We start from the raw sequence: 23,368 nt of genomic DNA on the forward strand, positions 1-23,368 counted from the left end.
TAACGAGGAGCCGGACCGCCTTGTGGCAGTCCGGCTCTTTGTGGCTTTGGCCAGACCTAGCTGGTTATTTCCCGGCGATGGCCTGAAGACCGGCCTCGGCTACGGCGTGGTCATCTTCCACGGTGCTGCCCGAGACTCCAATGGCGCCGATGATTTTGCCGCTGCCATCGGCGATGGGGAGGCCGCCGGGGAAGGTGATAAGGCCGCCGTTGGAATGCTCAATGTTGTAGAGCGGGCCACCGGGCTGCGAGGCTTTGCCCAAGTCGCCGGTAGGCATATCGAAGAAGCGGGCCGTTTTGGCTTTGCGAATCGAAATGTCAAGCGAGCCGAGCCAAGCATCATCCATGCGGGCGAAAGCGACCAAATTGGCCCCGGCATCCACTACGGCGATGTTCATTTTCACGCCCATGTCGAGGGCTTTCTGGTGGGCGGCTTGCACAGCCGCTTGGGCTTGCTGGAGATTAATGCTCATAAAGGGTGTTAGGGGTTGGTAGGATGTTGGGAAACTGTTCGGCTAACCAGTCTAGAGGGGTATTGTTGGCTAGCGCTCCCAAATTGGCCTACTTAATACCGCTTTCACCTGCGTGGCGCCGCATAGCTGAATTAAGTGGTTTCTGCTCGCTAATGCCGAGCCACGTACAAGGCCAGTATGATTCCGATAATGGGTAGTACTTTCGCTGACCAAACCTTATTTCCACTTTACTTCTACTCAGCTCTTCTGAAGATGAAACATTCCTTACACTTCACCTTTCTTCTACTTTTTACATCGCTTTATCTACTGACCCGCCCCGTCCAGGCGCAGGTTCCCGCCTTCGACTGGGCTGATGGCGGAAACGCGCCGACCACCTATCAGGAGCAGGCTCAAGCCCGAGGCGTGACGACCGATGCGGAGGGGAACACCTACGTGACGGGCACTTTCCGGGATAATCTTACTTTAGGCAGTACTACGCTCACGGCCGTAAGTGACTACGACGTCTACGTGGCCTCGCTCGATGCCGCCGGCCACTACCGCTGGGCTGTGCAAGCCGGTGGCAACGATGTAGACATTAGCAACGACATAGCCCTCGACGCCAGCGGGAACGTCTACGTGACTGGATACTTTGAAAGCAGCTCAGCCCAATTTGGTCAACTGGCCTTGCCCAACACTAGCTACGGCGCCAGCCTTTTCGTGGCCAAGCTGACCTCCAATGGCACGTGGCTACAGGCTTCGGTAGCCGGCGGCCCCAACGATACCTTCACGGTTAGTACTGCGCTGGCTGTAGACGGTGCTGGCAATGTATGCGTCACGGGCGGCTTTCGCGGCGCAATTGCCTTTGGAAATCAAACAATAACTTCCTACGGTGGCTACAATGGTTTCGTAGCCAGGCTCGACCCAACCGGCACCTGGCAGTGGGCCATAGTGGGTGGCAGCGAGGCTTATGACTTCGGCTACGGCATTACGATGGATGGCAGCAGCAACGCCTACGTCATCGGCTCTTTTACTGGACAAAGGGCTAGGTTCGGTTCCACTACCTTGATCAATGCCGGCTTTAGTGGTACCGATGACATTTTCGTGGCCAAAGTCGATGCGGCCGGAGGTTGGCAGTGGGCCGTACGAAGCGGCGGCGGCGCCTCTGAGGCAGGGCAAGGCATTGTCGTAGACCAAGTGGGCAACACTTATATCACTGGCAATACGGCCGGTACGAGAGCTAGTTTCGGTCCCATTACGCTCACAAAAAAAGACTCCAGTTCCGACTTGTTCGTGGCCAAGCTTGATGCCGGTGGCCGCTGGCAGTGGGTCAGTACGGGCGGTAGCACGGGCATCGATTCCGGAACGGGTATAGCACTTGATGCAACAGGCTACCTACTGGTTACGGGTGCCATTACTGGCCCCACGGCCACCTTTGGTCAGCTACCAATGCTGGCCTCTGTCGGTGGCACCGATATGGTAGTTGCCCAGCTCGATGGCAATGGCAGCTGGCAATGGGCCGTGGCCGGCGGCGGGCCGGGCGATGACTATGCAGCAGATATTGCCTCAACCACCAACGGCAGCGCGCGCATAGCCGGCTCGTTTGAAGGCCCTAGCTGCACCTTCGGCTCAACAAAGATGACGGGTGGCGCAAAATATTACGATTATTTCGCCGACCGTAGCTTTGTGGCCAGCGTGAGCGACCTGACTCAGCACGCCACCGATGGCCTAACTCTGTGGCCTAACCCCAGCGCGGGCACCGTGTGGGCAACCGGCTTGGAGCCCGGCCAACTCGTGCAGGTATTCGACGCCGTGGGACGGCTGGTAACCTCCAATGCGCGGCCAGCTTACGAGGCATCAGGCTTAATTTTGCCTTCCCTATCGGCGGGCATCTACTTGGTGCGTTGCGGAACGCAGACGCGGCGGCTAATCATCAAGTAACCCCTACCCTGCCAGCACCGGCCGCTTGGCAAACCACGGCTGCGCCTGCTCCAACTGCCCGGCCAGCCGAAGCAGCACGTCCTCGGCCCCAAGGGGAGCAATGAATTGCACCCCGCAGGGCAGGCCATCGGCGGTCCAGTGCAGGGGCACCGACATGGCGGGCTGACCCGTAAGGTTGGCTATCTGGGTATAGGGTGTCTTTTCCAGGCTTTGCTCAGCCAGCTTTTCTACAATACCGGAGCGGCGAATGAGGCCGCCGAGGCCAAAAGTATTCACCAGTTTGAGTAGTCGCTGCTCGGCCGGTTTGGGCTGAAGCTCACCAATGCGCACGGGCGGCGTGGCCAGCGTGGGCGTCAGGAGCAGGTCGTAGGTCTGATGGAAGCGGCCCATGCGGCGGGCGCTATCATTCCAGGTGTGGCGGGCGGCAGCAAAGTCGGCGGCGGTATAAGTGCGCCCCAGCAAGCCAAGCAGCCAAGTGGTAGGCTCCACGTCGGCGGGCCGGGCGGGGCGCCCTAGCACCTTAGCCAAGGCCGCAATGCTAGCCCCGGTTTCGCCAAAATACAGCATCAGGAAGGCCTTGGACACGGCTTGGCCATCAAAAGGCAGCGGCACTTCTTCTACGTCGTGCCCCAGGCTTTCGAGCAGCTTGGCTGCGTCGCGCACGGCAGTGGCGCACTCCGGGTGCAGCGGCCGACCCAACGGATGCCCCAGGCTAAATGCAATGCGCAAGGGGCTGGGCCCGCGGCTCACTTCCTCCAGGTACGGCCGCGTGGGGTTCGGCAAGAAATACGGCGCACCCACGTCGGCCCCTTGAGTGGCGTCGAGCATGGCGGCGCTGTCACGCACCGAGCGGCTCACCACGTGCTCTACGGCCGCGCCCTGCCACTTTTCACCTTGTTCGGGGCCGGTAGGTACCCGGCCCCGGCTGGGTTTCAGCCCAAACAGCCCGCAACACGCCGCCGGAATCCGAATCGAGCCGCCCCCATCGCCAGCTCCGGCCAGTGGCACGATGCCTGCCGCTACTGCCGCTGCCGCCCCGCCACTGGAGCCGCCAGGCGTGTGGCCCGTATTCCAGGGGTTGCGCGCGGGTCCAAACAAAGCCGGCTCGGTCACCCCCATCAGGGCAAACTCGGGGGTATTGGTTTTGCCTATGATATTGAGGCCTGCCACCTGCCAGCGGCGCACCAGTTCGGCATCTTCCGTGGGCACAAAGGCTTGCAGCGCCCGGCTGCCCGAGGTGTGAGGCACCCCGGCATAGTGCGCTCCAAAATCCTTCAATAAAAACGGCACGCCGCCCAACGAGCTAGCTGGCAGACCTACCTCAGCTCGCTGCTGCGCTAGCTGATACAATGGGTGCACCACGGCGTTGATTAGCGGGTTGACAACTTCGGCACGGGCAATGGCAGCGTTGCACAAATCGATGGCGGTAAGCTGGCCACTGCGCACAAGGGCGGCCATTGCTAGCGCATCGAGCTGATCGTATTCAGAAGGAGAAATCATATGCTAAATGTAGCACGGATGGCACGAGTAGTACGGCACTTTGCTCCCGCCAATACGATGCTGATAAATAAAATAATTTGACCCACTCTTAACTAGATATGTTCACGGAACGCGACTTTAAATCACAATAAGCCAATGCTTGATTTATAGGGCTTAATGAAAGTCTAGCCTTAGTTATCCAATGATTACCCAACCATCAATTGACTATGCATTATGTACAGATGAGGTGCTTATTCAATTTAATTATTCGAAGCAGAATCATCACAACTATTATCTTTATGGTATATCAAGCTTTGCCTAGCACAAATTATAATGATTACACCTGTTTTTACAGTTCTAGATTATCAAAAAGCCCGTGAATTTTATATTGATTGGCTAGGATTTCACCTGGATTGGGTAGAACAGCTTAAGAATGGGACGCTCTATATGCAGGTATCGCGTGGCGACGTAGTCCTACACCTGACCGACAATCATAAGAGCGGTTTTCCAGGCTCCAGGGTACGCGCCAATATCAATGGCTTAGTCGCCTATCATCACATCCTGCTCAAAAAAGACTATCCATTTACGCGCCCCGGACTGGTGAAGGCCAATTGGAGCGAGAAAGTGATGGAGGCAGAAGTGATTGACCCATTCGGCAACCGAATCATCTTCCAAGAAGCCTGCGCCTAAGAGTATAGAGCAAGCCATTACTAGAAGTCAAGCAACCCACCGAAGCAGGCCAACTGCTGGCGCGAAACCCTCTACTTCGGGGTTATCACGAATGAGTTGGCACCACCGCTGCGAACCATGGTACCTCATCAAAATCCAAATCGACAAATAATCTTCGATGGTTTTTGGGCTATTCATACGGTTTCAAGCGCCGTAGCTGAATAGATAAGTCCAAGAAATGAAACCAAATATAAATTGCGCCAGTTAGCTACAACGATTTCGGTTTGCATTATAATGTCAAATCGGGAAACCTTTGTGTAGTACCTTTCGTGTTGGATGCACTTTGCGGTTTGGGCTGGATGTTTTCGCCGCCTTACAGTGCTTTTCATTGTTTTCAACTTTCTCTCACGATAATATGCGCCTACTTCTTCTCGCCGCGGCGTTTGCTGCTGTGTGTGGCGCCCGGCCTGCCGCCGCGCAATCTGCCACTTCTCCGGCTCCTACTGCCAATAATTCTCAGGAGCGCATTGCGCTTTCGGCGCGGCCCGAAAGCGAAACGGCTGGCTCCATGCGCCTGGCTTGTGCCCCCCTTGTTGGGCGGGTTTTCGAGCCTAATGGCGGCCCATTGAAAGGCGCGACGGTACTCGTCAAAGGCACTCACCAAGTCTACGTTACCGATTCGGAAGGTAAATTCCTGCTCGCCGAAACCGTGTACCAGGGCCAGGTGCTGAATATTGATGCGGCCGGCTATAAAAGCCAAGAGGTAGCGTTGAACGACTGCACCCTGCCGCGCCTGGTGCTGGAACTTAACCCAACTGCACGCATCAAGCGCACGGGCAAACGGGCCGGTCAAGTCATCCGGCTAAACAACCGGAACACCAATATCAAGTAGATTTTTTATGCCTGACCATCGGCGGCTGGCTCCCGCGAGGCGCTCAGCCACTGCATAGCGGCCTGCTCTTCAGTGAAACGCTGCACGTGATAGTCACGGTCATCAAAGTAAGTGAGCGGGGGCACGGCCGCATCATTCTCTATTTCATACAAGTGCCTGGGCATGAACAGATAGGCCAGTTACACGATTCCCCTCAGGCGCTCGGGTAACTGGGGCAGGAAGTGCTCTATCATCCACGGGGTGCTTTGCGGGGTAGCATGGTCACGCCGACGGGTATCCACCAGCCAGAGGCTTCGGCCACCTCCAGCAGGCAGAAATAGCCGGCACACAGTTCCTCATCGGTGGGTTGGCGCAACCACCGCCCTACCAATACTTGCAAGTCGGGGCGATATTGGTGCTGTAAATAATCGAGAGCGGGTAAATTTATATTGTATATGTATATTATATAAATAATCGGGTATAGCCGCGCCGTAGGCTTGGAAGATACAGAGTGAACAACAGAAAAAAGCAACTTTTTCGACTAAAATTCGCAAAGTCCAAGCTCCGAGTAATGTCAGCCAAATAGTCCGCCGCTTGCTCGGCTAATGGCTGCCCTGCAGTGGGTATCGTAGCTTTCCGGCCTGTTGCCAAGTCACGTCTTTTCTTCCGTTCATTCGCGCCAAATTGCGGTTATTTGCGCATAGCAATGCGCGCCATAGAAGAAGCCTAGCCAACGCGCTGCTTCCTGCCTGTTGAAAAAAGCCCCAGTTAATCAGGTGGGGCGTTTTTCAACAGGCAGCCCGCCCTCCAGGCCCTCTCCGACTACAACGAAGCACTCTCCTCAATCTGCGCAGCTCCTGCCTCTCCGACGTAGCCAGTGCTCTGCTCGCCGAGCTGCCCCGGCACCAGCCCGTGCTAAGCTACGTCTACAGTATCAACGAGGCCCGCACCTCAGAGCTACAACAGCTTGAAAACCGTTCCCCGTCAAACCCAAATTGCCGGCAAAACCGCTCGCACCAGCGTTTGCCGAGTGGCACCCTGTGCTCAAAGACCGGTTCATATACCTCATGCGCAAGTGCAAGCGCCGTAACTCCGAGTTTTACGCCCAAATCATGGCCGCCGGCGCCGCACTAGACTGTCTCGGCAGAAGCACCATTAGCGAAAACTCCACGTCCACTGCGTAGCAACGGGTTGATTTAGCGCGTTCCGGCATCAGTGTACAGCAAGTCGTAGCGCGAACGCTGTAATTCGAGCTACGGAACCCAAACCGCGCCAGCTGCAATACATAACCCACGTTGCGGCCCACTGAACACCCTCACTGGGGCTGTCTTTCAATAGGTCGCAGCGTGGATTATGTATTGCCCACAACGTCGTCGTACTGGCTGGCACGGCTCAAACGCCACTGAATATTCAACCATTACAGATCAATCACTTACGACCTCTTTCAACGCAAACAGTTGCTAGGAAGTAAGCCCGGCACCATTGCAGTGGACTCGCCGTAGCATTTTTGTCGTAACTAACATTCGATTGGATTAGTTACCTCAACAATGCTCCATAAGCTCCCTATGACGTACGACTTCTGCTTGCCCTCAATGCTTAGGTTTTTTTGCTTCTTATGCCTTGCCGGGTTGCTGAGCTTACCAACCCTGGCTCAATCCCAAAAGCCTACCACCAAGCCCCCGAGGTCCGCTACCCCATCAAAGTCCCGCTCTACCCTGGCGCAGCCCAATATCCCGTCTATCTCTACCCAACCCAAAATGCCCGCTGCTTCGGGGCAGCCCCGAATGCCAGCTCAGGGCAATAACTCGCCGGAGCGCCGCACCTACTGCAACCCGCTAAACCTGGACTACGGCTACACACCCAACCCCGACCTCACGGCCCTGGGCCGGCACCGCACCACCGCCGACCCGGTTATCACCCGCTTCAAGGACGACTACTACCTCTTCTCAACCAACCAGCAGGGCTACTGGTGGAGCCACGACATGGCGAAATGGACCTTCGTAGCGCGTTCGTTTCTCAAGCCCGAAAGCAAGAAGCTCGACGACTTGTACGCCCCCACCACCTTCGCGCTCGGCGACACGCTGTTCGTATTCGGGTCGACCGAGGAGAAAAACTTTCCCATCTGGATGAGCACCAACCCCAAAGCCGGCACGTGGAAAGAAAAGGTCAGCGCCTTCGAAGTAGAAGCCTGGGCCCCGGCCTTCTTTGTTGATGAGGACAGCAAGCTCTACCTCTACGGCAGCAGCTCAGACAAAAAAGCTATTTACGGGCAGCAAATCGACCCCCGCACATTCAAGCCTCTGGGACGCCGCAAGAAGCTGATTGCGCTCGATGGCGAACAATTTGGCTGGCAGCGGCTCGAGGAATACTTCGACCCCAAATCCCAGCCGCCCGCGCTCGAAGGCGCCTGGATGACCAAGCACGCCGGCAAATACTACCTTCAGTACAGCACGCCCGGCACCGAACTGAGCGGCCCCGCCGATGGGGTGCAAGTGGGCAACGGGCCGTTGGGACCCTTCCGGCCACAGGCGCAAAATCCGTTTTCGTACAAGCCGGGCGGCTTCGCCCGGGGTGCCGGCAACGGCAGCACCTTCCAGGACCCCTGGGGCAGCTGGTGGCACACCGCCTCAATGGCCGTAGGGGTAAAAAACAGCGCGGAACGCCGCCTCGGCCTCTGGCCCACCAGCTTCGACCCCGACGGCGTGCTCTACACCAACACCTCTTTCGGCGACTACCCGCACTACCTGCCCAGCAGCCTCTCCGACTACGGGCAAAGCATGTTTACGGGTTGGATGCTCCTCAACTATAACAAGCCCGTGCAGGCTTCCTCCACCCTCGGCAGCTACACACCCAATAATGTAGTCGATGAAAACATCAAGACCTATTGGAGCGCTGCCTCCGGCCGGCCCGGCGAGTGGCTCCAAACCGACCTCGGACGCCTGAGCACCGTGCATGCCGTGCAAATCAACTACGCCGACCAAGATGCCATCCTCATGGGCAAGCCCAAGGGCATGTACCACCAGTACCGGCTTTACCATACCGTAGACGGCAAAAGCTGGCAGCTACTCGTCGACAAAAGCCAGAACACCAGCGACCTACCCCACGACTATCTGGAACTGCGAGCCCCCGTCAAAACTCGCTACCTAAAGCTGGAAAACCGGCACGTACCCACCGGCAAATTCGCTATCAGCGGCTTCCGGGTATTCGGCCGGGGCGGGGGCAGCGCACCAGAAAAAGTAAAAAGCCTCCTGGTACTGCGGCCCAAGAACGACAAGCGCAATGCCTGGCTGAAATGGCCTCCGGTCGACGGTGCCTATGCCTACAACATCTACACTAGCAGCAAGTTCGACAAGCTCTACAGCTGCATCATGGTCTACGGAGCCACCGACTATTATTTCAAAGGCATGGACAAGAATCAGACATACTATTTCACCATTGAGGCAGTCAACGAAAACGGTGTTTCCCCCCGAACGATTGTTCAGGAAGCCCGGTAAAAGACTTTCTCACGATTTTCCCGTAAATAGCCAGCCACTCGCGAAACGTGCGGCAGTCCCTTTAAACTAGCTACCAAATAATAAATTAGTCGTTTAGGCTATCAAAATCAAAACGGTAAACGCCCTGGCAGAATCAAATTGATTCTGCCAGGGCGTTTACCGTTTTATCGCCGTTCAGGTAAGTAATAGAGTGTAGAGGTCAAGCAATTCCTATTTTACAGGTTCCTTTTAACCTTCTTGTATGAGCTCTTCTCTAGTTTATAAAAGGCAAATCATCAATCATACACGGCCTAAAAACGAAGAAGCCCGCCAGTTATCGGCGGGCTTCTTGTCGTGTAGCGCTCCCTCCTGGGCTCGAACCAGGGACCCTCTGATTAACAGTCAGATGCTCTAACCGGCTGAGCTAAGGAAGCAATTTCTTGCCCGAAACCCGGTGTTGTTGTTTCGGAATGCAAACTTACGACCTTCTCTAAAAAGCCGCAAGCTTAATCCGTTTTTTTTCAAAAAAATTTACAGCGCTGTTTAGTTCGTAATATTAAGCAAGGAGCCTTGTAAGCTTGTACTGTACTGTTTTAGAGGCCGTGGAGTCGGCCCACCCGTAATCTGCCCCTTTAAATCAAATTGAGAATTACAGCAGGAATCACGCATGAATAAGCCGGAACGGTCTAGGCTTACCAACGCACAAGCATCTAATGGCCGGTACGGACAGTTGCGCTCGAACGCCAAATAGACACCTGCGCTCTGCTGCACCACAATTACTCCTCTCACTCCGCCATCGCCGGCCGGCCCTTTCACAGGGATGGTCACAGCCCCGTTTAGGTTGCGTAGCTTGGCGTATTCCTGGTTGGTGATGTTGATGCTGAGATTTACCGGCGCGTATGGTATCAGCGGTTGTTCTTCGTTTTTCGACCCGCAGCCACCGAGCCCCAGAGCAAGGGAGAGAACACTCAGCAAGGTGTAAAAGGATTGAATAGCTAGCGTTTTCATCGTATAAAAGCGTTGACTTCTGAGATAAGGTAGGAATAGTTGGCGACAACACTACCCGTGAATTAATTTCCACTGGGCAGCTAAACGGTCCGTCCCGCCAAGTATTGCTTGGTAGAGCGGACCGTCAACCATTTCCAGTCGATGAAAAGCCTACTTCTTAAATAGCGAATTGACGAAAGTATGCCGGTCAAACAGCTGCAAATCGGTCATCTTCTCCCCCACACCGATGTAGCGAACCGGAATGCTGAACTGGTCCGAAATACCGATGACCACGCCTCCACGAGCGGTGCCGTCGAGCTTGGTGATGGCCAGAGCCGTCACTTCGGTGGCTTTGGTAAACTCTTTGGCTTGCAAAAAGGCGTTCTGACCAGTGCTACCGTCCAGCACCAACAACACCTCGTGGGGCGCGTCGGGAATCACCTTCTGCATCACGCGCTTGATTTTGCTCAGCTCGTTCATCAGGTTCACCTTGTTGTGCAGGCGGCCTGCAGTGTCGATGATAACCACATCAGCGCCCATTTCCACACCTTTCAGCACGGCATCGTAGGCCACGGAGGCCGGGTCGGTATTCATGCCATGGCTAACCACAGGCACGCCCACCCGCTGCCCCCAGATAATGAGCTGGTCGACAGCAGCAGCCCGGAAGGTATCGGCGGCGCCTAATACTACCTTTTTACCAGCCGAATGAAAGCGGTGCGCCAGTTTGCCAATAGTAGTGGTTTTGCCCACACCATTCACCCCCACCACCATAATCACGTAAGGCTGGCCAGAGTTACCAGCGCTGTCTAACAGGGCTAGTGAGCCAGAGTTATTATCCTCTAGCAACGCAGCAATTTCTTCGCGCAAGATGCGGTCCAGCTCGCCGGTGCTCACATACTTGTCACGTGCTACGCGCGCCTCAATGCGGTTGATAACCTTCACTGTAGTCTCAATACCTACATCGGCGTGCACCAGCAGACCCTCCAGGTCGTCGAGCACAGCTTCGTCCACGGTGCTTTTGCCCACCACGGCTTTACTGAGCTGCTCGAAGAAACTGGTCTTGGTCTTTTCCAAGCCCGCATCAAGCGAGGCTTGCTGCGTGGTGCTTTCCTTATCCTTTTTAAAAAAATCGAATAAACCCATAGTGATGGCAACGCAAAGCTCCAGCTTCGCGCATCGTTGAACGGTAACATAACAGCAGCGCCACTAGCACTACCGGACGCGAAGCTGGAGCTACGCGCTACAACGCAAAAAGTCCCACGAAGGTGGGACTTTTTAATCTTTTACAAAGCCGATGAAGCCGGCCAACAACTTATTTATTGCCGGTAGCCAGGTATTCCTGCACTTTTTCGAGGAGCACCATTTCCTCACGGAAGGTGTAAGCACCGGTTTTCTCCGATTTCACGGCGCGAATAACCTTTGCCCAGTTCTTGGCATTCTCTGTCGATTTCAGAGTTGCTACTACTTTCTTAGCCATTGTTCAGGTTATTTAATTTCCTTGTGAACAGTCATTTTCTTGAGGATGGGGTTGAATTTCTTCAACTCGATGCGCTCAGGGGTATTCTTGCGGTTCTTGGTGGTGATGTAGCGCGAGGTGCCCGGCATCCCCGAGTTTTTATGCTCGGTGCATTCCATGATAACCTGCACCCGGTTTCCTTTCTTGGCCATCTCGACGGGGGTGTGATTTTTAAATTTAGGACTGCAAAGGTACGGCTCTTTTCGGAAATGACCAAGAGAAAGTAACGCCAACTTTCAGTCGGCGAAGCAGAACGACGTTTCCCAGACCGCTTAAAAGAAAAAATGACTTCAGTCGGCCTCTTGGCATATTACTTCAGCGTGGGCAGTTGCCAGTTTTCCAACCCGCTGGGCTCGGCCATCAACCGCTCAATATCAGCCACGGTGCGCGGGACTTCGCTGGAAAGATTTTCGTAGCCAGAAGCTGTAATCAATATATCGTCCTCGATGCGCACACCAATATTCCACCACTTGGGGTCGCAGGGTGAGCCGGCGGGAATATAGATACCGGGCTCGACGGTGATGACATTACCGGCCTGCAGGGGGCCATAGCTGCCGCGGTCGTGCACGTCGAGGCCAAGGTAGTGGCTGGCTCCGTGGGGATAATACCGGCGCACTTCCTCTTTCTTTTTGATGATGCCCAGCTTCAGCAAGCCAGTGGCTACCACGCCCTGCGTGGCTTTATTGGGGGCATCAAATTTGGCGCCGGGGCGGCAGGCAGCAAAACCAGCTTCTTGAGCGGCTAGTACCAGCTCGTAAATCTGGCGCTGGGCTGGGCTGAAGGTCCCAGAGGGCGGGGCAGTTCGCGTGACATCGGCGGAGTAGCCGTGGTATTCGGCACCGCAATCCATGAGCACGAGGTCGTTGTCGAGATGCTGGCGGTCGTCGGTTTCGTAATGCAGAATGCAAGCGTTGGCCCCACCACCCACAATGCTGGGGTAGCCTTGGAACTCCGCCCCGTAGCGACGATAGACGTACTCGTGCAGGCCCTGCACTTCCATCTCACCCACTTCGGGGCGTAGTAGTTTCATCACCTCGCGTTGGCCCACAGCGCTAATGCGGATGGCGCGGCGCAGTAGGACCAGTTCTTCGGGCGTTTTAACGGCCCGCAACTTATCTAACTGCTCGCCGAGGGTAGATCCGTCGAAACGCCCCGGCGGGTGGGCGGCGATGGCCGCTTGCCGGGCCGCGTCGGTAGTGGCAGCCAAGTAAGCTTTCACTAAGGCGGACGCTGCCAAAATTGGCTTTTCCTTTATATCGTTGGCAAGGTAGTCGGCAATGGCTTTGGCATCAGTGAGCCCGTGGCCGCGAATCAGGTTTTCTACTTCGAAGAGAGCGGGATTATAATCGGCCGGCACACCGGCCTGCTGACGAAAGGTGGCGACTAGGCTGTGCAGGTCGGCGGGGTTGCTCGGGTCGTCACGCGTGTCCGTGGGTAGGTTTGTAAGTAGTACCTGGCTGAAATCGGCCCACGGAATGCCTATAGTGGCGAATTCTTTGTTGTCAGCAGTATACTGTAATGCTAGCTGCGTCTTGGCCCCGGCCGCCCCCAGGCGACGGCCAGTCCACTGCTCCCGGGCTGGGTCCCGAGGCTGAGTAAATAACACCTCCGTAACACCGGCCTGCCCGCCTATCGTGCGAGGCTCCTTGAACAGCAGCAGCACGGCGTCGGGCTCATCATAGCCAGTGAGATAATAAAAATCAGGGTTTTGATGGTAGACGTAGTCCACATCGTTGGCCCGGTTGCGGACGGGCGCGGCAAATAATACTGCCACCCCACGCGGCGGCAATTGCGCCCGCAATAGCTCACGCCGCTGCTGATGAAAGGCTGGCGGAAGGAAATCGGTGGGCCGGGCGGGGACGGATGATGCAGAAAGTGTCTCATTAACAGAGGAAACCGGCTTTTGAGCCAAGCCCGCAAAACCTGTCAGCAACAACCCGGCACCAACAAGCCATTGACAAACCAGCCGCAATCGTGATGATGAACGCAGGCGTAAGAAAGACGGCAACGGCATAGGACTCGGGTTTTAAAACGTAATTATACTGCTATGTAAGCTACCGGCAATAGATAAAGCCAGCGCCGATACAGTTGCCGTGAGAGGCAAGCGTATCGGCGCTGGCTTTGGAATATTGCGCTTAGTCAATATCCAGTAGTTCGTTGCCGGAAAAGTCGATTTATCCGGCCCCCGACTTACCCAATACTGAATACTTCAATTCTAGTAAACGATGAAACCCTGCTCTTTGGCCTTCTTCAGGACCGACATGATGCCGTTCTTGTTGATGGTGCGGATAGTGGACGTAGCCACTTTCAACGTAACCCAGGCATCTTGCTCAGGGATGTAGAAGCGCTTTTTCTGCAGGTTCGGATAGAACTTGCGCTTAGTCTTGTTGTTAGCGTGCGAAACGTTGTTACCAACGCGGGTACGCTTGCCGGTCAAATCACAAACACGGGCCATGATATCGGAGGATTAAAATTTACAAAGCAGGGAAACGGGCCGCAAATATCGGCAAAAGTCTGGCATTCACCAAGCACCCCACCCTTATTTCTGCTCAGATGCGCCCTGAGCGCCTGCGTTAAGCCTAAAAATCATCGGGCTCTGACTGGCCGGCTGTTATCTATGCCGCACCACAACCAACTATCAAACGGCTCACCAGCTGCACACCATGTAAGCGACGATAATCGTGAGTCTGGTAGAAACAGACGGGGTTGTTGAACAGAGGAACCGTCTTGCTATAAGTACACTACCCTTTTTCTCTTTTCTCTCCGAAACTGTTATTGGCTTTGCGCCATGGGCAGTGGCGGCAGCCATTCTTGCAGCAGTTGCCGCGGCGCCGGTGGTACTGCTCGGTGAAGACAAGGTAGCCCTCGGGCGTGTAGTAGTAATCGCCGGGCTGCAACGGTGGGGGAATGGAGGTAGGCATTGGAGCACCAAAGGTACGGCTGGTGTACCCTTGCCCAGCGTTATCTTGTTCTTGTCATTCTTTGTCTTTCTCATGAAAACACCTCCGCTTCTGGCGTGGCCACTACTAGTGGTCGCAGTGTTACGCTGGCCCGAATCGGCAGCTTCGCAAGCCTCTATACCAGTGGTACTGACGGCTGCCAAGGCCCCGGCCGGCGTGCGCCCCGCCTTGGCCCGCGACGAAGCTACCCTGGCCGACCCTACACGAGAGGCCTTACGCACCTTGCCCCAGGCTAAAAAACGCTTTCTGGCGGGCCTGCCCGAAGGCGACCAATTTCTGCTGTCGGTGCGGGTGCTGGCTACCGATACCAGCTTCCGGCAAGCGTCAGTACGGGTATTGGGTTGGCACGGCAATACGGTGCAGGCACTGCTGCTGGCCGACACGGCTAACTCGGCTGGGGCACACGAGCCAGTACCTATCAGCTTTCCGGAAGCCGCCGTACTGGACTGGACGTTGCTTCGGGCCAGCGGCCGTGAGGAGGGCAACTACGTGGGTCGCCACCTTGATACCTCGCGCCAGTTGGAGAATATGCCCCTTCGCTAGTAGTCTTGGGGTGTACCAGCCGAAAAGCGTACTTTCGAGCGCATTCCAGCTTCCTCTTCGCTTCGATATAAGCTTCAGTTAGGCGATGGTCGTGTACAAGCTTGCCAAAAACCAGTTCTCATGCTTCGCTCTCTGCTGCTACCTGCTCTGCTCGCGCTGAATTGCCCGGCAATAGCCCAAACTCAATCGCAGCCCAGTGATGCGGCCGTGGTGCCCAACACGCCGACTGACCACCCAATAATCATTTTCTCTTCCGAGTCTAATACCTCGCTGACCGAACTTGACCGTCATATTGCACCCGCTGTTAGAAAGGCCCGTACTACGTTGGGCCAAGCAAAAAGACGTTTTCTCACGGGCTTGCCGACGGGCCAGGCACTTTATCTAACCACGCGCATAAAAGACCCCAATGGACTGGTAGAGCAAATGTTTGTGCGCGTAGCTCACTGGCGGGGCAAACAAATTGAGGGCACGATTGCTAATCAACTCGACGTCGTGAAAACCTATCAGCAGAATCAGACCATCACGTTCCCCGAATCGGCAATGCTGGACTGGACCATCAGTCGCCCCGACGGCTCCGAAGAAGGCAATTACGTAGGCAAACTCCTGGATGCAGACACCCAGTAAGCGACGCTTTTATTCCTTCGACTTTCCCTCACAATTCCGCTCCCACCCATGAACAGCACCTCCTCCCCCACCACTACTGCCAGCCGCGCCGAGCAGTTGATGCAACTTGAAGACCAATACGGCGCCCACAACTACCACCCCTTACCCGTGGTGCTGAGCCGCGGCGAAGGCGTACACCTCTGGGATGTGGATGGTAAGCATTACTACGATTTCCTATCTGCCTACTCGGCGGTGAACCAGGGACATTGCCACCCGCGCATTATCGGGGCGCTGACCAAACAGGCGCAGCAACTCACCCTTACCTCTCGGGCTTTTTTTAATGACCAACTGGGCGCCGCCGAAAAGCAGCTGTGCGAACTGTTTGGCTACGACAAAGCGCTACTGATGAATTCGGGCGCCGAGGCGGTAGAAACGGCCCTGAAACTGGCCCGTAAGTGGGGCTATCAGGAGAAAGGCATTGCCCCCAATATGGCCCGCATCATCGTGGCGGAGCACAATTTTCATGGGCGTACTACCGGTATTATTTCCTTCAGCACCGATGGCGACAGCATTACTGGTTTTGGCCCCTATATGCCGGGCTACCAAGTGGTGCCTTATGATGACTTGGAGGCGCTGGAAGAAGCCGTAAAGGAGACACACGTGTGCGCATTTATGGTTGAGCCTATTCAGGGCGAAGCTGGGGTGATGGTGCCCTCCGCAGGGTATTTGGCCCAGGCGGCGGCAATTTGCAAAGCGCACAACGTGCTATTTATTGCCGATGAGATTCAGACCGGGCTGGGCCGCACCGGGCGCCTGCTGGCCTGCGACTACGAGGAGGTGCATGCCGATATTCTGATTCTAGGCAAGGCTTTGAGCGGGGGCGTACTCCCGGTGTCGACCGTGCTGGCCGATGATGTGATTATGCTCACCATTCAGCCGGGGCAACACGGCTCCACCTTTGGCGGCAACCCGCTGGCATGCGCAGTGCTGCGCGCCTCGCTGGACGTACTCCTTGAGGAAAAACTAATCGAAAACGCGGCGGCGCTGGGCGAAATCTTCCGCGAGCGGATGCGCCGGGTGCAAGCCAAACGTCCGGAAGTGGTGGAACTGGTGCGCGGCAAGGGCTTGCTAAACGCCGTGGTGATTGTACCCACCGAGGACGGTCGTACCGCCTGGGATGTATGCGTAACCCTGATGGAGCGCGGCGTACTGGCCAAGCCCACGCACGGCGACATCATTCGCTTCGCTCCGCCCCTGGTAATTACTGAGGAACAACTGCACGCAGCCTGCGACGTAATTGAGGAGGTAATACTAGCTTTTTAAGGCCCTCTTTACAGGATTCGGGGAGGAGAAGCGTTTCACGGAAGACATCAGACTTGGCTCCGTGCATCCTACTCCCCTCCCCGAATCCTGTGCGAAAGACGTATGGCCTTCCTGGCTCGCAATTTCTTCGCTCCACTTTTAACGTTTTTCTATGCGGTTTTCTGTGTGCTCCTGCTTGATTCAACTCGGGACGCTGGTAGCGCTTTTTCTTGGCTTGAATACGGGTTGTCAGAGCACTCGGGCCAACTTTTCGTTTCAGCCCGCGCCTCAACAGGTGGCACCGATAGCAACGACAGTGGCCACAGCGACCGCAGCAATATGTACTCAGACCACAGCCGTGGCTACTGCCGCACCACGCGCACTCCGGGCGCGGGGCCGTGCTCAGCAGCGGGCGCTGCGGCGCATCTTAACGCCGCAAGTAGCTGATGCCGCTACTGCTACGCGTCCGGTAGCACGGCCGGCTTCAGTCCATCGACGGCACTTTCTGGCGCGGCACGAGGCGACGGCTGAGGCAGGGTTGGGGACAACGGTTTTCGGGCTGTTGGGCCTGATTGCGCTGCCAGTGGGTCTGATTGGACTGGCATTCGGTGGCGGGTTGGTGTGGGGGGTTATTGCGGCGGCGGGCGGACTGGCGGTGCTGGCGGCTTACCTTGACCCATTTGGGGGGTAATACAAGGTTTGGACGAACTTTGCAGTATTATTTCGCTTTGTCAGGAAGCGTTAGTTTTTCCACTTTTCATGCCCCAAACCATTGGTTAGGGCTCGCCCATGCTCCCTACTCACCGCCCCCGCCGCAACCGTAAGTCCGAAGTTATCCGCGATATGGTGCAGGAAACCCGCCTCACCACTCACGATTTTATTTTTCCCTTGTTCCTGATTGAAGGGCAGAATCAGACGCTAGAAGTGAAGTCCATGCCCGGCATCCACCGCTTCACGGCTGATAGAATCATCGATGAAATTGGTCAGTGCGTGGAATTGGGCGTGAAAGCCTTCGCGCCGTTTCCGAGCATCAACGACTCACTGAAGGACCGGCTGGCCCGTGAATCGGCCAATCCCGAAGGCCTGTACTTGAAAACTGTGGCCGATATCAAGCGGCAGTTTCCCGACGTTGTCCTCATGACCGATGTAGCGATGGACCCCTACAGCAGCGATGGCCACGATGGCGTAGTAGATGCCGACTCCGGCGAAATTCTCAACGATGCCACCCTCGAAGTGCTCGGCCAAATGGCCCTGGCGCAGGCCCGCGCCGGTGCCGACATCATCGGCCCTAGCGACATGATGGATGGCCGCGTGGCCTGGATTCGCCGGGTGCTCGACGAAAATGCCTTCCAGCATGTGAGTATCATGAGCTACACGGCTAAGTACGCCTCGGCCTTCTACGGTCCCTTCCGCGATGCGCTGGACTCGGCCCCGAAAAAAGGCGACAAGAAAAGCTACCAGATGAACCCGGCTAACAAACGTGAGGCCCTGCGAGAACTTGCCCTCGACGAAGCCGAAGGGGCCGATATGGTGATGGTAAAACCCGCCCTCAGCTACCTGGACGTGATTCATGTGGTGAAGGAGAAAACGCATCTGCCCGTGACGGCCTACAACGTGAGCGGCGAGTACGCCATGGTGAAAGCCGCCGCCCAAAACGGCTGGCTCGATGGCGAGCGCACCATGCTGGAGGTACTCACCAGCATCAAGCGCGCCGGGGCTGATGCCATCCTGACGTACTTTGCTAAAGAGGCCGCCCAAGTGCTCCGGCGCGGCTAAAGCTTATGTTTGTTTTGCTTAATCATGGCGTGGTCAATCCTGGCCTTACTGCTGTGCCGCAACGCCAACGAGAAGGCGCTTGTCTCAACTCGGCACGCGGTCAGGTCACTCTCCATATTACAAGCAGAGGCTGACGAGAACGTGCGATTAGAACGTGCACGACGCCGTAGCGCGCCGCGTAGCCGGCACCACGCCACGGCCGGCTGGAACCAAGTGTGCTTGGCTTTGGACAGTTATCTGCCGTATCTATACCGTAACGGTGTACCAGATGCCGAGTAAAGCGTACGGCGCTTAGTGGTAGAAAAATAATATCACCGGCTACCGCCTACATCCAACCAAAAGGGCTGCCTCACGAGGGCAGCCCTTTTGCGTGATACACCAATAGATCAATGCTAGTCAAACGTTTTATATTGAATGCAAATCACTGACGTCACGCTTTGGAGGACAGCGCTCTAACAAAGAACATACTACTGCAAAATGAGTAACTTACGCTCCGCAGCTGATAAGAATGCATGTTGCTGATTCTTGCTGAAAAGCGCACTTTGCCCAGCAAGGCGTGCTTTGCCTATCAAGTAAGCATTTTTACTAATTTAATTGGCAAATTATTTCTCTAATCCTAGTCTATTTAGTATTTATTACGTAGTATTGCACAGGCATTTCTTCAATCAGCCTCGCTATTCGTTAGTAAAACAATATCAGCAAATCATTTTAGCAAGAACCATGATTGCAGTCAACTCCCTGTATCGCCACGGCGATGTACTTATTGCGCGCACTGCGGCATTACCGACCGGCTCTATCCCGCGGGTGGGGTTGGTGCTGGCGCATGGCGAACACACCGGGCACAGCCACCGCATCCGGGAAATCGGGGCTGCCAGCTTGTACGTCTATGGCAAAGATCTTTACCTCGTGGTTTCGGCTCCGGCAGCGACGGTGGTGCACGAAGAACATCGGCCAATTGAGCTACCAGCGGGCGTATACCGGGTTTGGCAACAGCGTGAGTATACGCCCTCGGCTATTCGGACGGTAGTAGACTAGCTACTCATGTTTAGCATCAATGCCCGCGGCCGGCAATTGCGTCGACCCACTATTGGGGCCTCACAAGCGGCAGAGCCCGCTGCTGCCTTTAGCACCAGCCCAATCAGCCCGAATACGGCAGTTCATTCTCACACTCCGCAGAATAGGCCAGTGCGGACCACGCCCGAGGCTGCCCGGTCCCTGCTACTTTCCGGCCGGATGCCCGACGAGGTGATTGTGAGCGGCGCGTTATGCCTGAATGGAGAATCCCGGCTGCGCGAATTGCCCCGGCTTTTGGAATGCACGCATCTGGAAGTGAATGACTGCCCCAATCTGGAGTTGCTGCCCGAGCGCTTGCGCGCCACTAGCGTGCAGGCTGCCCGAACTGGCATTCGGGAGCTAACGGGTGATTGGCTGGTGCGGGAACATCTGAACCTGAGCGGTAACCGGGAATTGCGTCGGCTGCCCGAGCGCCTGACCGCCCGCTCACTAGACGTGGCCAATTGCCCACAACTGACGCGACTCCCTGCTACACTGCACCTCACTCACTGGGTAGAAGTGGCTGGCAGTGGCTTGACTGACCTACCCACAGGCTTACGGGTAAATATCCACTGGCAGGGCACGGCCGTGGACGAGCGCACAGCATTCCGCCCCGAAGACCTGAAAGCGGTGGAAATTTTGAATGTGCGCAACGTGACGCGGCGGCGCGTACTGCTCGAGCGGTTCGGCCTCGACCGGTTCGTGCGGGAAGTAGGCGGGCTGATTATTGACCGAGACCGCGACGCGGGTGGTGAGCGGCAGCTGCTGAGCATTCCGCTCGAAGGCGATGAGCCTGTGGTAGCCTTGCGCGTTATCTGCCCCTCGACGGCGCACACCTACGTGCTGCGGGTACCGCCGCACCTGCGCACTTGCCGCCGTGCGGCGGCATGGCTGGCTGGCTTTGATAATGAGCACGACTATCGGCCCATCATTGAAACGTAGCATGAGGCCGGGCAGGCTGGACCATTTGGGTGCGTCCTGGGCGGACTGCATAAGGCCACACTATTGCCTGCATGACTACTGACGTATAGCTGTTTTAATTTCTTTGACTACTTTTCGTGCTCTTAATCCTGGCGCGAAAGCGAGACCTCTTTGTCGCTCCATTTTCACCTTTCACCTCCCTTCTTATGCAAATCACGCAGCAGCCCACCAACCCGGTGCTTCTCGAAAACATGGCGGACACGACTAGTCTACTATTAAATTTTCGTGAAGAAGTCCTCAACCCGCAGCGACGCCCGCTGAACGTGGCCCTCGTTATTGACCGCAGCGGCAGCATGGCCGGGGCACCGCTCCGCTACGCCCTGCAAGCGGCGGCTGATTTTGTGGACCGTCTCACGGCCGAGGACCGGCTGAGCATTGTGGTGTATGACGATGTGGTGGGCACGCTGCTGGATGCCCAGCTCGTGACCGATAAGGCGAGCATCAAGCACATATTGCAGGGCGTGCGAGCCGGGGGCCTCACCAACCTGAGCGGTGGCTGGCTACAGGGCTGCGAGTTGGTGGCCAAGCATAAGACGGATCAGCACGTCAACCGCGTGGTGCTACTCACCGATGGGCAGGCCAACCACGGCATCACCAACTCCGCGGTGCTGATTAATACGGCCGGCAAAAAGGCGGAGGAAGGTATTACCACCTCTACGCTGGGTTTCGGCAGCCATTTTGAGGAAGACCTGTTGATTGGCATGGCACGGGCGGCGGGTGGCAACTTCTACTTTATTCAGTCTTTGGACGATGCGGCCGACGTGTTCGGCATTGAGCTAGATAGCCTCAAAGCCATCGCAGCCCAGAATCTGACCGTGACACTCACGCCCGTTGGGCCGACGGAAATAACCGACGTGCTTAGCCTGGCGCGGCAAGAGCCGCAGGCCGATGGCCGCATGGTACTGCACCTAGGCGACGTGCACGAGAACGAGGACAAGCTGCTCGGCCTACAGCTACGGCTGCCAGCCCTGCCCACCGGCCCCCACCAACTGCTACACATCGCATACCGGGCTGATGCCATTCGCAACGGCCGCATCGAAGCCATTGTGGGTGAGCATACCGTGCAGGTAACAGCTGGCGGCATTCAGGCCGTAGCAGCGGCTACTGACGGCGTCACGCTGGATTTGGCCCGACTGCGCATTGCCCGCGACAAGGAGCGCGCCGTGGATTTGGCCGATGCCGGCAAGCATCAGGAAGCCGAAACTCTACTGCGCCAGCTGGTGGCCGAGCTAACGGCCAGAGGTCTGCATGAGCATTTCGAGATTGCCGAAGAAATCGACCAGGTCAACCACTACGCCCAGCGGATTGCGAGCCGGCACCTCGACAACGAAAGCCGGAAAGAGCTGCGTGACCAAGCCTTCCAGGGCCGCCGCGCCCGCGTTGATTTGGCGGGCCGGGGCGTGAGCGTGGACCAGGCGGCGCACGCCCTACCCGTGGTAACTGAGGCCGGCGCCGGCGTAGAGCTGGTTTGCTTCCGCGAGGGGGGCAAGCTGCGCGTGCGGGTGGTATCGCCGGGTTACGACGACTTGAACATCCAGTTTCCGCGGGCCATTCGGGCGGAGGGTGCGCACTACATCGTGGACGAGTTGGAACGCAGCCTTGATGGTACGTTTTACCGGGCCAAGGGCACCATCACCCGCCTTGTGCGACCGGGCGAAACCGACCCTCTGGCTGGCGGCCACCACGGCGGCTCCCGCAGCCGCACCAGCAGCGCCAGCAGTTCACGGCCAGCCCGCACTCCCACCACCTTGGCCGATTTGGAGGAAACCGACACCATTGGCTCGGGCATTCTGATTCAGTGCGTGAAGGACGGTAGCAAGCTGCGAGCCCGGGTGGTGAGCGACGGCTACGACCCCAATTGGAACATGCGCTTCCCGCGCGGCATCCGGGAGGAAAGCATTTTGTTCGTGGTCGACCAAGTGAACACCGCGCCCGATGGCAAGTCCTACATTGCCAGCGGCGACATCAAGCGTTTCGTACAAACTACATAAGGAGCTTACAGCAATTATATTGCGCAAACAACCCGGACAGCCTGGTTTTCAGGCTGTCCGGGTTGTTTATTCATGACACGGTGCCGGATTTCGAGAAGGCACTGCTAATCAATGACTTTCGGAGACAGGATTGGCATTGGGGTAGCCAGCGGATTTTTGTGCAAAGCCAAAATCGGCGTTCAGTAACCGCTGTAGGTGCTGGGCCATCCGAGCGGGGTCCAGTGGCTCATGGCTTTCGGTTAGTCCCTGGGCGTATACAATACGTTGACTTTGTTTGTCGTATACCAACGCATAAATTGTTGTACTAGCCTTTCTCGGGTTGTCATTTGCCACACTGGCACGCAAATAGTTATCATTAGTGCGGGTAAATCCCGTACACAAAGACAGGAAGACATATCTGCGTTCTTGTTGCTGAGTGAGTTGGTCAAGCAAAGGAAATCGCAACGAGTCAGTTGTTTTTTTCAGCACCAGCTGTCGCACAGCGATGCTAGCTTCACGCAGCACCGCTTGTCGTTGTAATGAATCAATCACTACCTCATTGGTCAGATGCAACGCATCGCGATGTGTCATCAGGGCTTCCTTCATTACCCGCGAAACCATTGCCGACAGAAATCTATCAGAACGAAGCCGTGCGCGGTCGCCGACAATGAGGGCTACGGTGCTCAAGGGCGTAGTATAAGCCAACTCCACTGACGTAGTCGAACTAAAAGCAGGGCTTCTATAATCCAATCCGCGTGAACCGGCACAAGAAGATAACATCAATATAATTAACAGA

Annotated in this window: 24 protein-coding genes and 1 tRNA gene; 12 read left to right on the forward strand and 13 right to left on the reverse strand. The window is 56.3% G+C overall.

Annotated features, from left to right (window positions below):
• Positions 1 to 64 precede the first annotated feature (64 nt).
• Positions 65 to 472: a GlcG/HbpS family heme-binding protein gene (locus tag WX88_RS15355; RefSeq protein ID WP_046245283.1), complete on the reverse strand. Its 408-nt coding sequence runs from the start codon at positions 470 to 472 to the stop codon at positions 65 to 67.
• A gap of 252 nt (positions 473 to 724) precedes the next feature.
• On the opposite strand from WX88_RS15355, the gene WX88_RS15360 reads away from it, so the two are divergent.
• Positions 725 to 2,389 (forward strand): SBBP repeat-containing protein, encoded by a 1,665-nt coding sequence (locus WX88_RS15360; protein WP_046245284.1) that lies wholly within the window; start codon positions 725 to 727, stop codon positions 2,387 to 2,389.
• Positions 2,390 to 2,392: 3 nt separating this feature from the next.
• On the opposite strand, the gene WX88_RS15365 is transcribed toward WX88_RS15360, so the two are convergent.
• On the reverse strand, positions 2,393 to 3,889 hold the full coding sequence (locus WX88_RS15365) for an amidase (RefSeq protein ID WP_046245285.1): 1,497 nt from the start codon (positions 3,887 to 3,889) through the stop codon (positions 2,393 to 2,395).
• Between the two features lie 312 nt (positions 3,890 to 4,201).
• Here WX88_RS15365 and WX88_RS15370 point away from each other — a divergent pair, with 312 nt between their 5' ends.
• Together WX88_RS15370 and WX88_RS15375 are read left to right on the forward strand one after the other, a co-directional pair.
• Positions 4,202 to 4,558 (forward strand): glyoxalase superfamily protein, encoded by a 357-nt coding sequence (locus WX88_RS15370; protein WP_046245286.1) that lies wholly within the window; start codon positions 4,202 to 4,204, stop codon positions 4,556 to 4,558.
• A 394-nt stretch (positions 4,559 to 4,952) separates the two neighbouring features.
• The gene (locus WX88_RS15375) at positions 4,953 to 5,429 is read left to right on the forward strand and encodes a carboxypeptidase-like regulatory domain-containing protein (protein WP_046245287.1); all 477 of its coding nucleotides are present in this window, start codon (positions 4,953 to 4,955) and stop codon (positions 5,427 to 5,429) included.
• A gap of 5 nt (positions 5,430 to 5,434) precedes the next feature.
• On the opposite strand, the gene WX88_RS30090 is transcribed toward WX88_RS15375, so the two are convergent.
• Together WX88_RS30090 and WX88_RS30865 are read right to left on the reverse strand one after the other, a co-directional pair.
• A complete protein-coding gene (locus tag WX88_RS30090) occupies positions 5,435 to 5,593 on the reverse strand; it encodes a hypothetical protein (RefSeq protein WP_156176161.1) in 159 nt (52 codons plus the stop codon).
• Between the two features lie 65 nt (positions 5,594 to 5,658).
• A complete protein-coding gene (locus WX88_RS30865; protein ID WP_197076805.1) occupies positions 5,659 to 5,808 on the reverse strand; it encodes a hypothetical protein in 150 nt (49 codons plus the stop codon).
• A 1,357-nt stretch (positions 5,809 to 7,165) separates the two neighbouring features.
• Between WX88_RS30865 and WX88_RS15380 the strand changes: the two genes are divergently transcribed.
• Positions 7,166 to 8,902: a family 43 glycosylhydrolase gene (locus tag WX88_RS15380; protein WP_046245288.1), complete on the forward strand. Its 1,737-nt coding sequence runs from the start codon at positions 7,166 to 7,168 to the stop codon at positions 8,900 to 8,902.
• Between the two features lie 339 nt (positions 8,903 to 9,241).
• On the opposite strand, the gene WX88_RS15385 is transcribed toward WX88_RS15380, so the two are convergent.
• From WX88_RS15385 to WX88_RS15415, 8 genes are all read right to left on the reverse strand, one after another.
• Positions 9,242 to 9,315, reverse strand: a tRNA-Asn gene (locus tag WX88_RS15385).
• A gap of 109 nt (positions 9,316 to 9,424) precedes the next feature.
• Entirely contained in the window at positions 9,425 to 9,889 is a 465-nt protein-coding gene (locus WX88_RS15390) for a hypothetical protein (protein WP_046245289.1), read from the reverse strand.
• A 150-nt stretch (positions 9,890 to 10,039) separates the two neighbouring features.
• Positions 10,040 to 11,011, reverse strand: coding sequence for a signal recognition particle-docking protein FtsY (gene ftsY, locus WX88_RS15395; protein ID WP_046245290.1), 972 nt, complete (start codon positions 11,009 to 11,011; stop codon positions 10,040 to 10,042).
• A gap of 169 nt (positions 11,012 to 11,180) precedes the next feature.
• Positions 11,181 to 11,345: a DUF4295 domain-containing protein gene (locus tag WX88_RS28825; protein WP_072053025.1), complete on the reverse strand. Its 165-nt coding sequence runs from the start codon at positions 11,343 to 11,345 to the stop codon at positions 11,181 to 11,183.
• A gap of 8 nt (positions 11,346 to 11,353) precedes the next feature.
• Positions 11,354 to 11,536 carry a 50S ribosomal protein L33 gene (gene rpmG / locus WX88_RS15400; protein WP_046245291.1) on the reverse strand — a complete coding sequence of 61 codons (183 nt, stop codon included), beginning with the start codon at positions 11,534 to 11,536 and terminating at the stop codon, positions 11,354 to 11,356.
• 158 nt (positions 11,537 to 11,694) lie between these two features.
• Positions 11,695 to 13,398 (reverse strand): aminopeptidase P N-terminal domain-containing protein, encoded by a 1,704-nt coding sequence (locus WX88_RS15405; protein WP_262489844.1) that lies wholly within the window; start codon positions 13,396 to 13,398, stop codon positions 11,695 to 11,697.
• 201 nt (positions 13,399 to 13,599) lie between these two features.
• Positions 13,600 to 13,839, reverse strand: a complete 240-nt coding sequence (gene rpmB, locus WX88_RS15410; RefSeq protein WP_044003635.1) for a 50S ribosomal protein L28 — start codon at positions 13,837 to 13,839, stop codon at positions 13,600 to 13,602.
• Between the two features lie 286 nt (positions 13,840 to 14,125).
• Positions 14,126 to 14,305 (reverse strand): DUF5522 domain-containing protein, encoded by a 180-nt coding sequence (locus tag WX88_RS15415; protein ID WP_046245292.1) that lies wholly within the window; start codon positions 14,303 to 14,305, stop codon positions 14,126 to 14,128.
• A gap of 72 nt (positions 14,306 to 14,377) precedes the next feature.
• Here WX88_RS15415 and WX88_RS15420 point away from each other — a divergent pair, with 72 nt between their 5' ends.
• The 8 genes from WX88_RS15420 to WX88_RS15455 all read left to right on the forward strand — a co-directional run bounded on the left by WX88_RS15420 (position 14,378) and on the right by WX88_RS15455 (position 22,593).
• Entirely contained in the window at positions 14,378 to 14,887 is a 510-nt protein-coding gene (locus tag WX88_RS15420; RefSeq protein WP_046245293.1) for a hypothetical protein, read from the forward strand.
• 120 nt (positions 14,888 to 15,007) lie between these two features.
• Positions 15,008 to 15,511, forward strand: a complete 504-nt coding sequence (locus tag WX88_RS28830) for a DUF2314 domain-containing protein (protein ID WP_072053026.1) — start codon at positions 15,008 to 15,010, stop codon at positions 15,509 to 15,511.
• 48 nt (positions 15,512 to 15,559) lie between these two features.
• On the forward strand, positions 15,560 to 16,813 hold the full coding sequence (gene rocD / locus WX88_RS15430; protein WP_046245295.1) for an ornithine--oxo-acid transaminase: 1,254 nt from the start codon (positions 15,560 to 15,562) through the stop codon (positions 16,811 to 16,813).
• A gap of 337 nt (positions 16,814 to 17,150) precedes the next feature.
• Entirely contained in the window at positions 17,151 to 17,483 is a 333-nt protein-coding gene (locus WX88_RS30095) for a hypothetical protein (protein WP_156176162.1), read from the forward strand.
• Between the two features lie 98 nt (positions 17,484 to 17,581).
• The gene (hemB, locus tag WX88_RS15440) at positions 17,582 to 18,568 is read left to right on the forward strand and encodes a porphobilinogen synthase (protein ID WP_046245297.1); all 987 of its coding nucleotides are present in this window, start codon (positions 17,582 to 17,584) and stop codon (positions 18,566 to 18,568) included.
• A gap of 720 nt (positions 18,569 to 19,288) precedes the next feature.
• A complete protein-coding gene (locus WX88_RS15445) occupies positions 19,289 to 19,603 on the forward strand; it encodes a hypothetical protein (RefSeq protein ID WP_046245298.1) in 315 nt (104 codons plus the stop codon).
• 6 nt (positions 19,604 to 19,609) lie between these two features.
• Positions 19,610 to 20,563, forward strand: coding sequence for a DUF6745 domain-containing protein (locus WX88_RS15450; RefSeq protein WP_156176163.1), 954 nt, complete (start codon positions 19,610 to 19,612; stop codon positions 20,561 to 20,563).
• Between the two features lie 185 nt (positions 20,564 to 20,748).
• A complete protein-coding gene (locus tag WX88_RS15455) occupies positions 20,749 to 22,593 on the forward strand; it encodes a vWA domain-containing protein (RefSeq protein ID WP_046245299.1) in 1,845 nt (614 codons plus the stop codon).
• A gap of 108 nt (positions 22,594 to 22,701) precedes the next feature.
• Here the strand turns inward: WX88_RS15455 and WX88_RS15460 are convergent, their stop codons facing one another.
• Positions 22,702 to 23,259, reverse strand: coding sequence for a hypothetical protein (locus tag WX88_RS15460; RefSeq protein WP_156176164.1), 558 nt, complete (start codon positions 23,257 to 23,259; stop codon positions 22,702 to 22,704).
• Between the last annotated feature and the right edge of the window lie 109 nt (positions 23,260 to 23,368).

The organism is Hymenobacter terrenus, assembly GCF_000972495.1.
Taxonomy (GTDB): Bacteria; Bacteroidota; Bacteroidia; order Cytophagales; family Hymenobacteraceae; genus Hymenobacter; species Hymenobacter terrenus.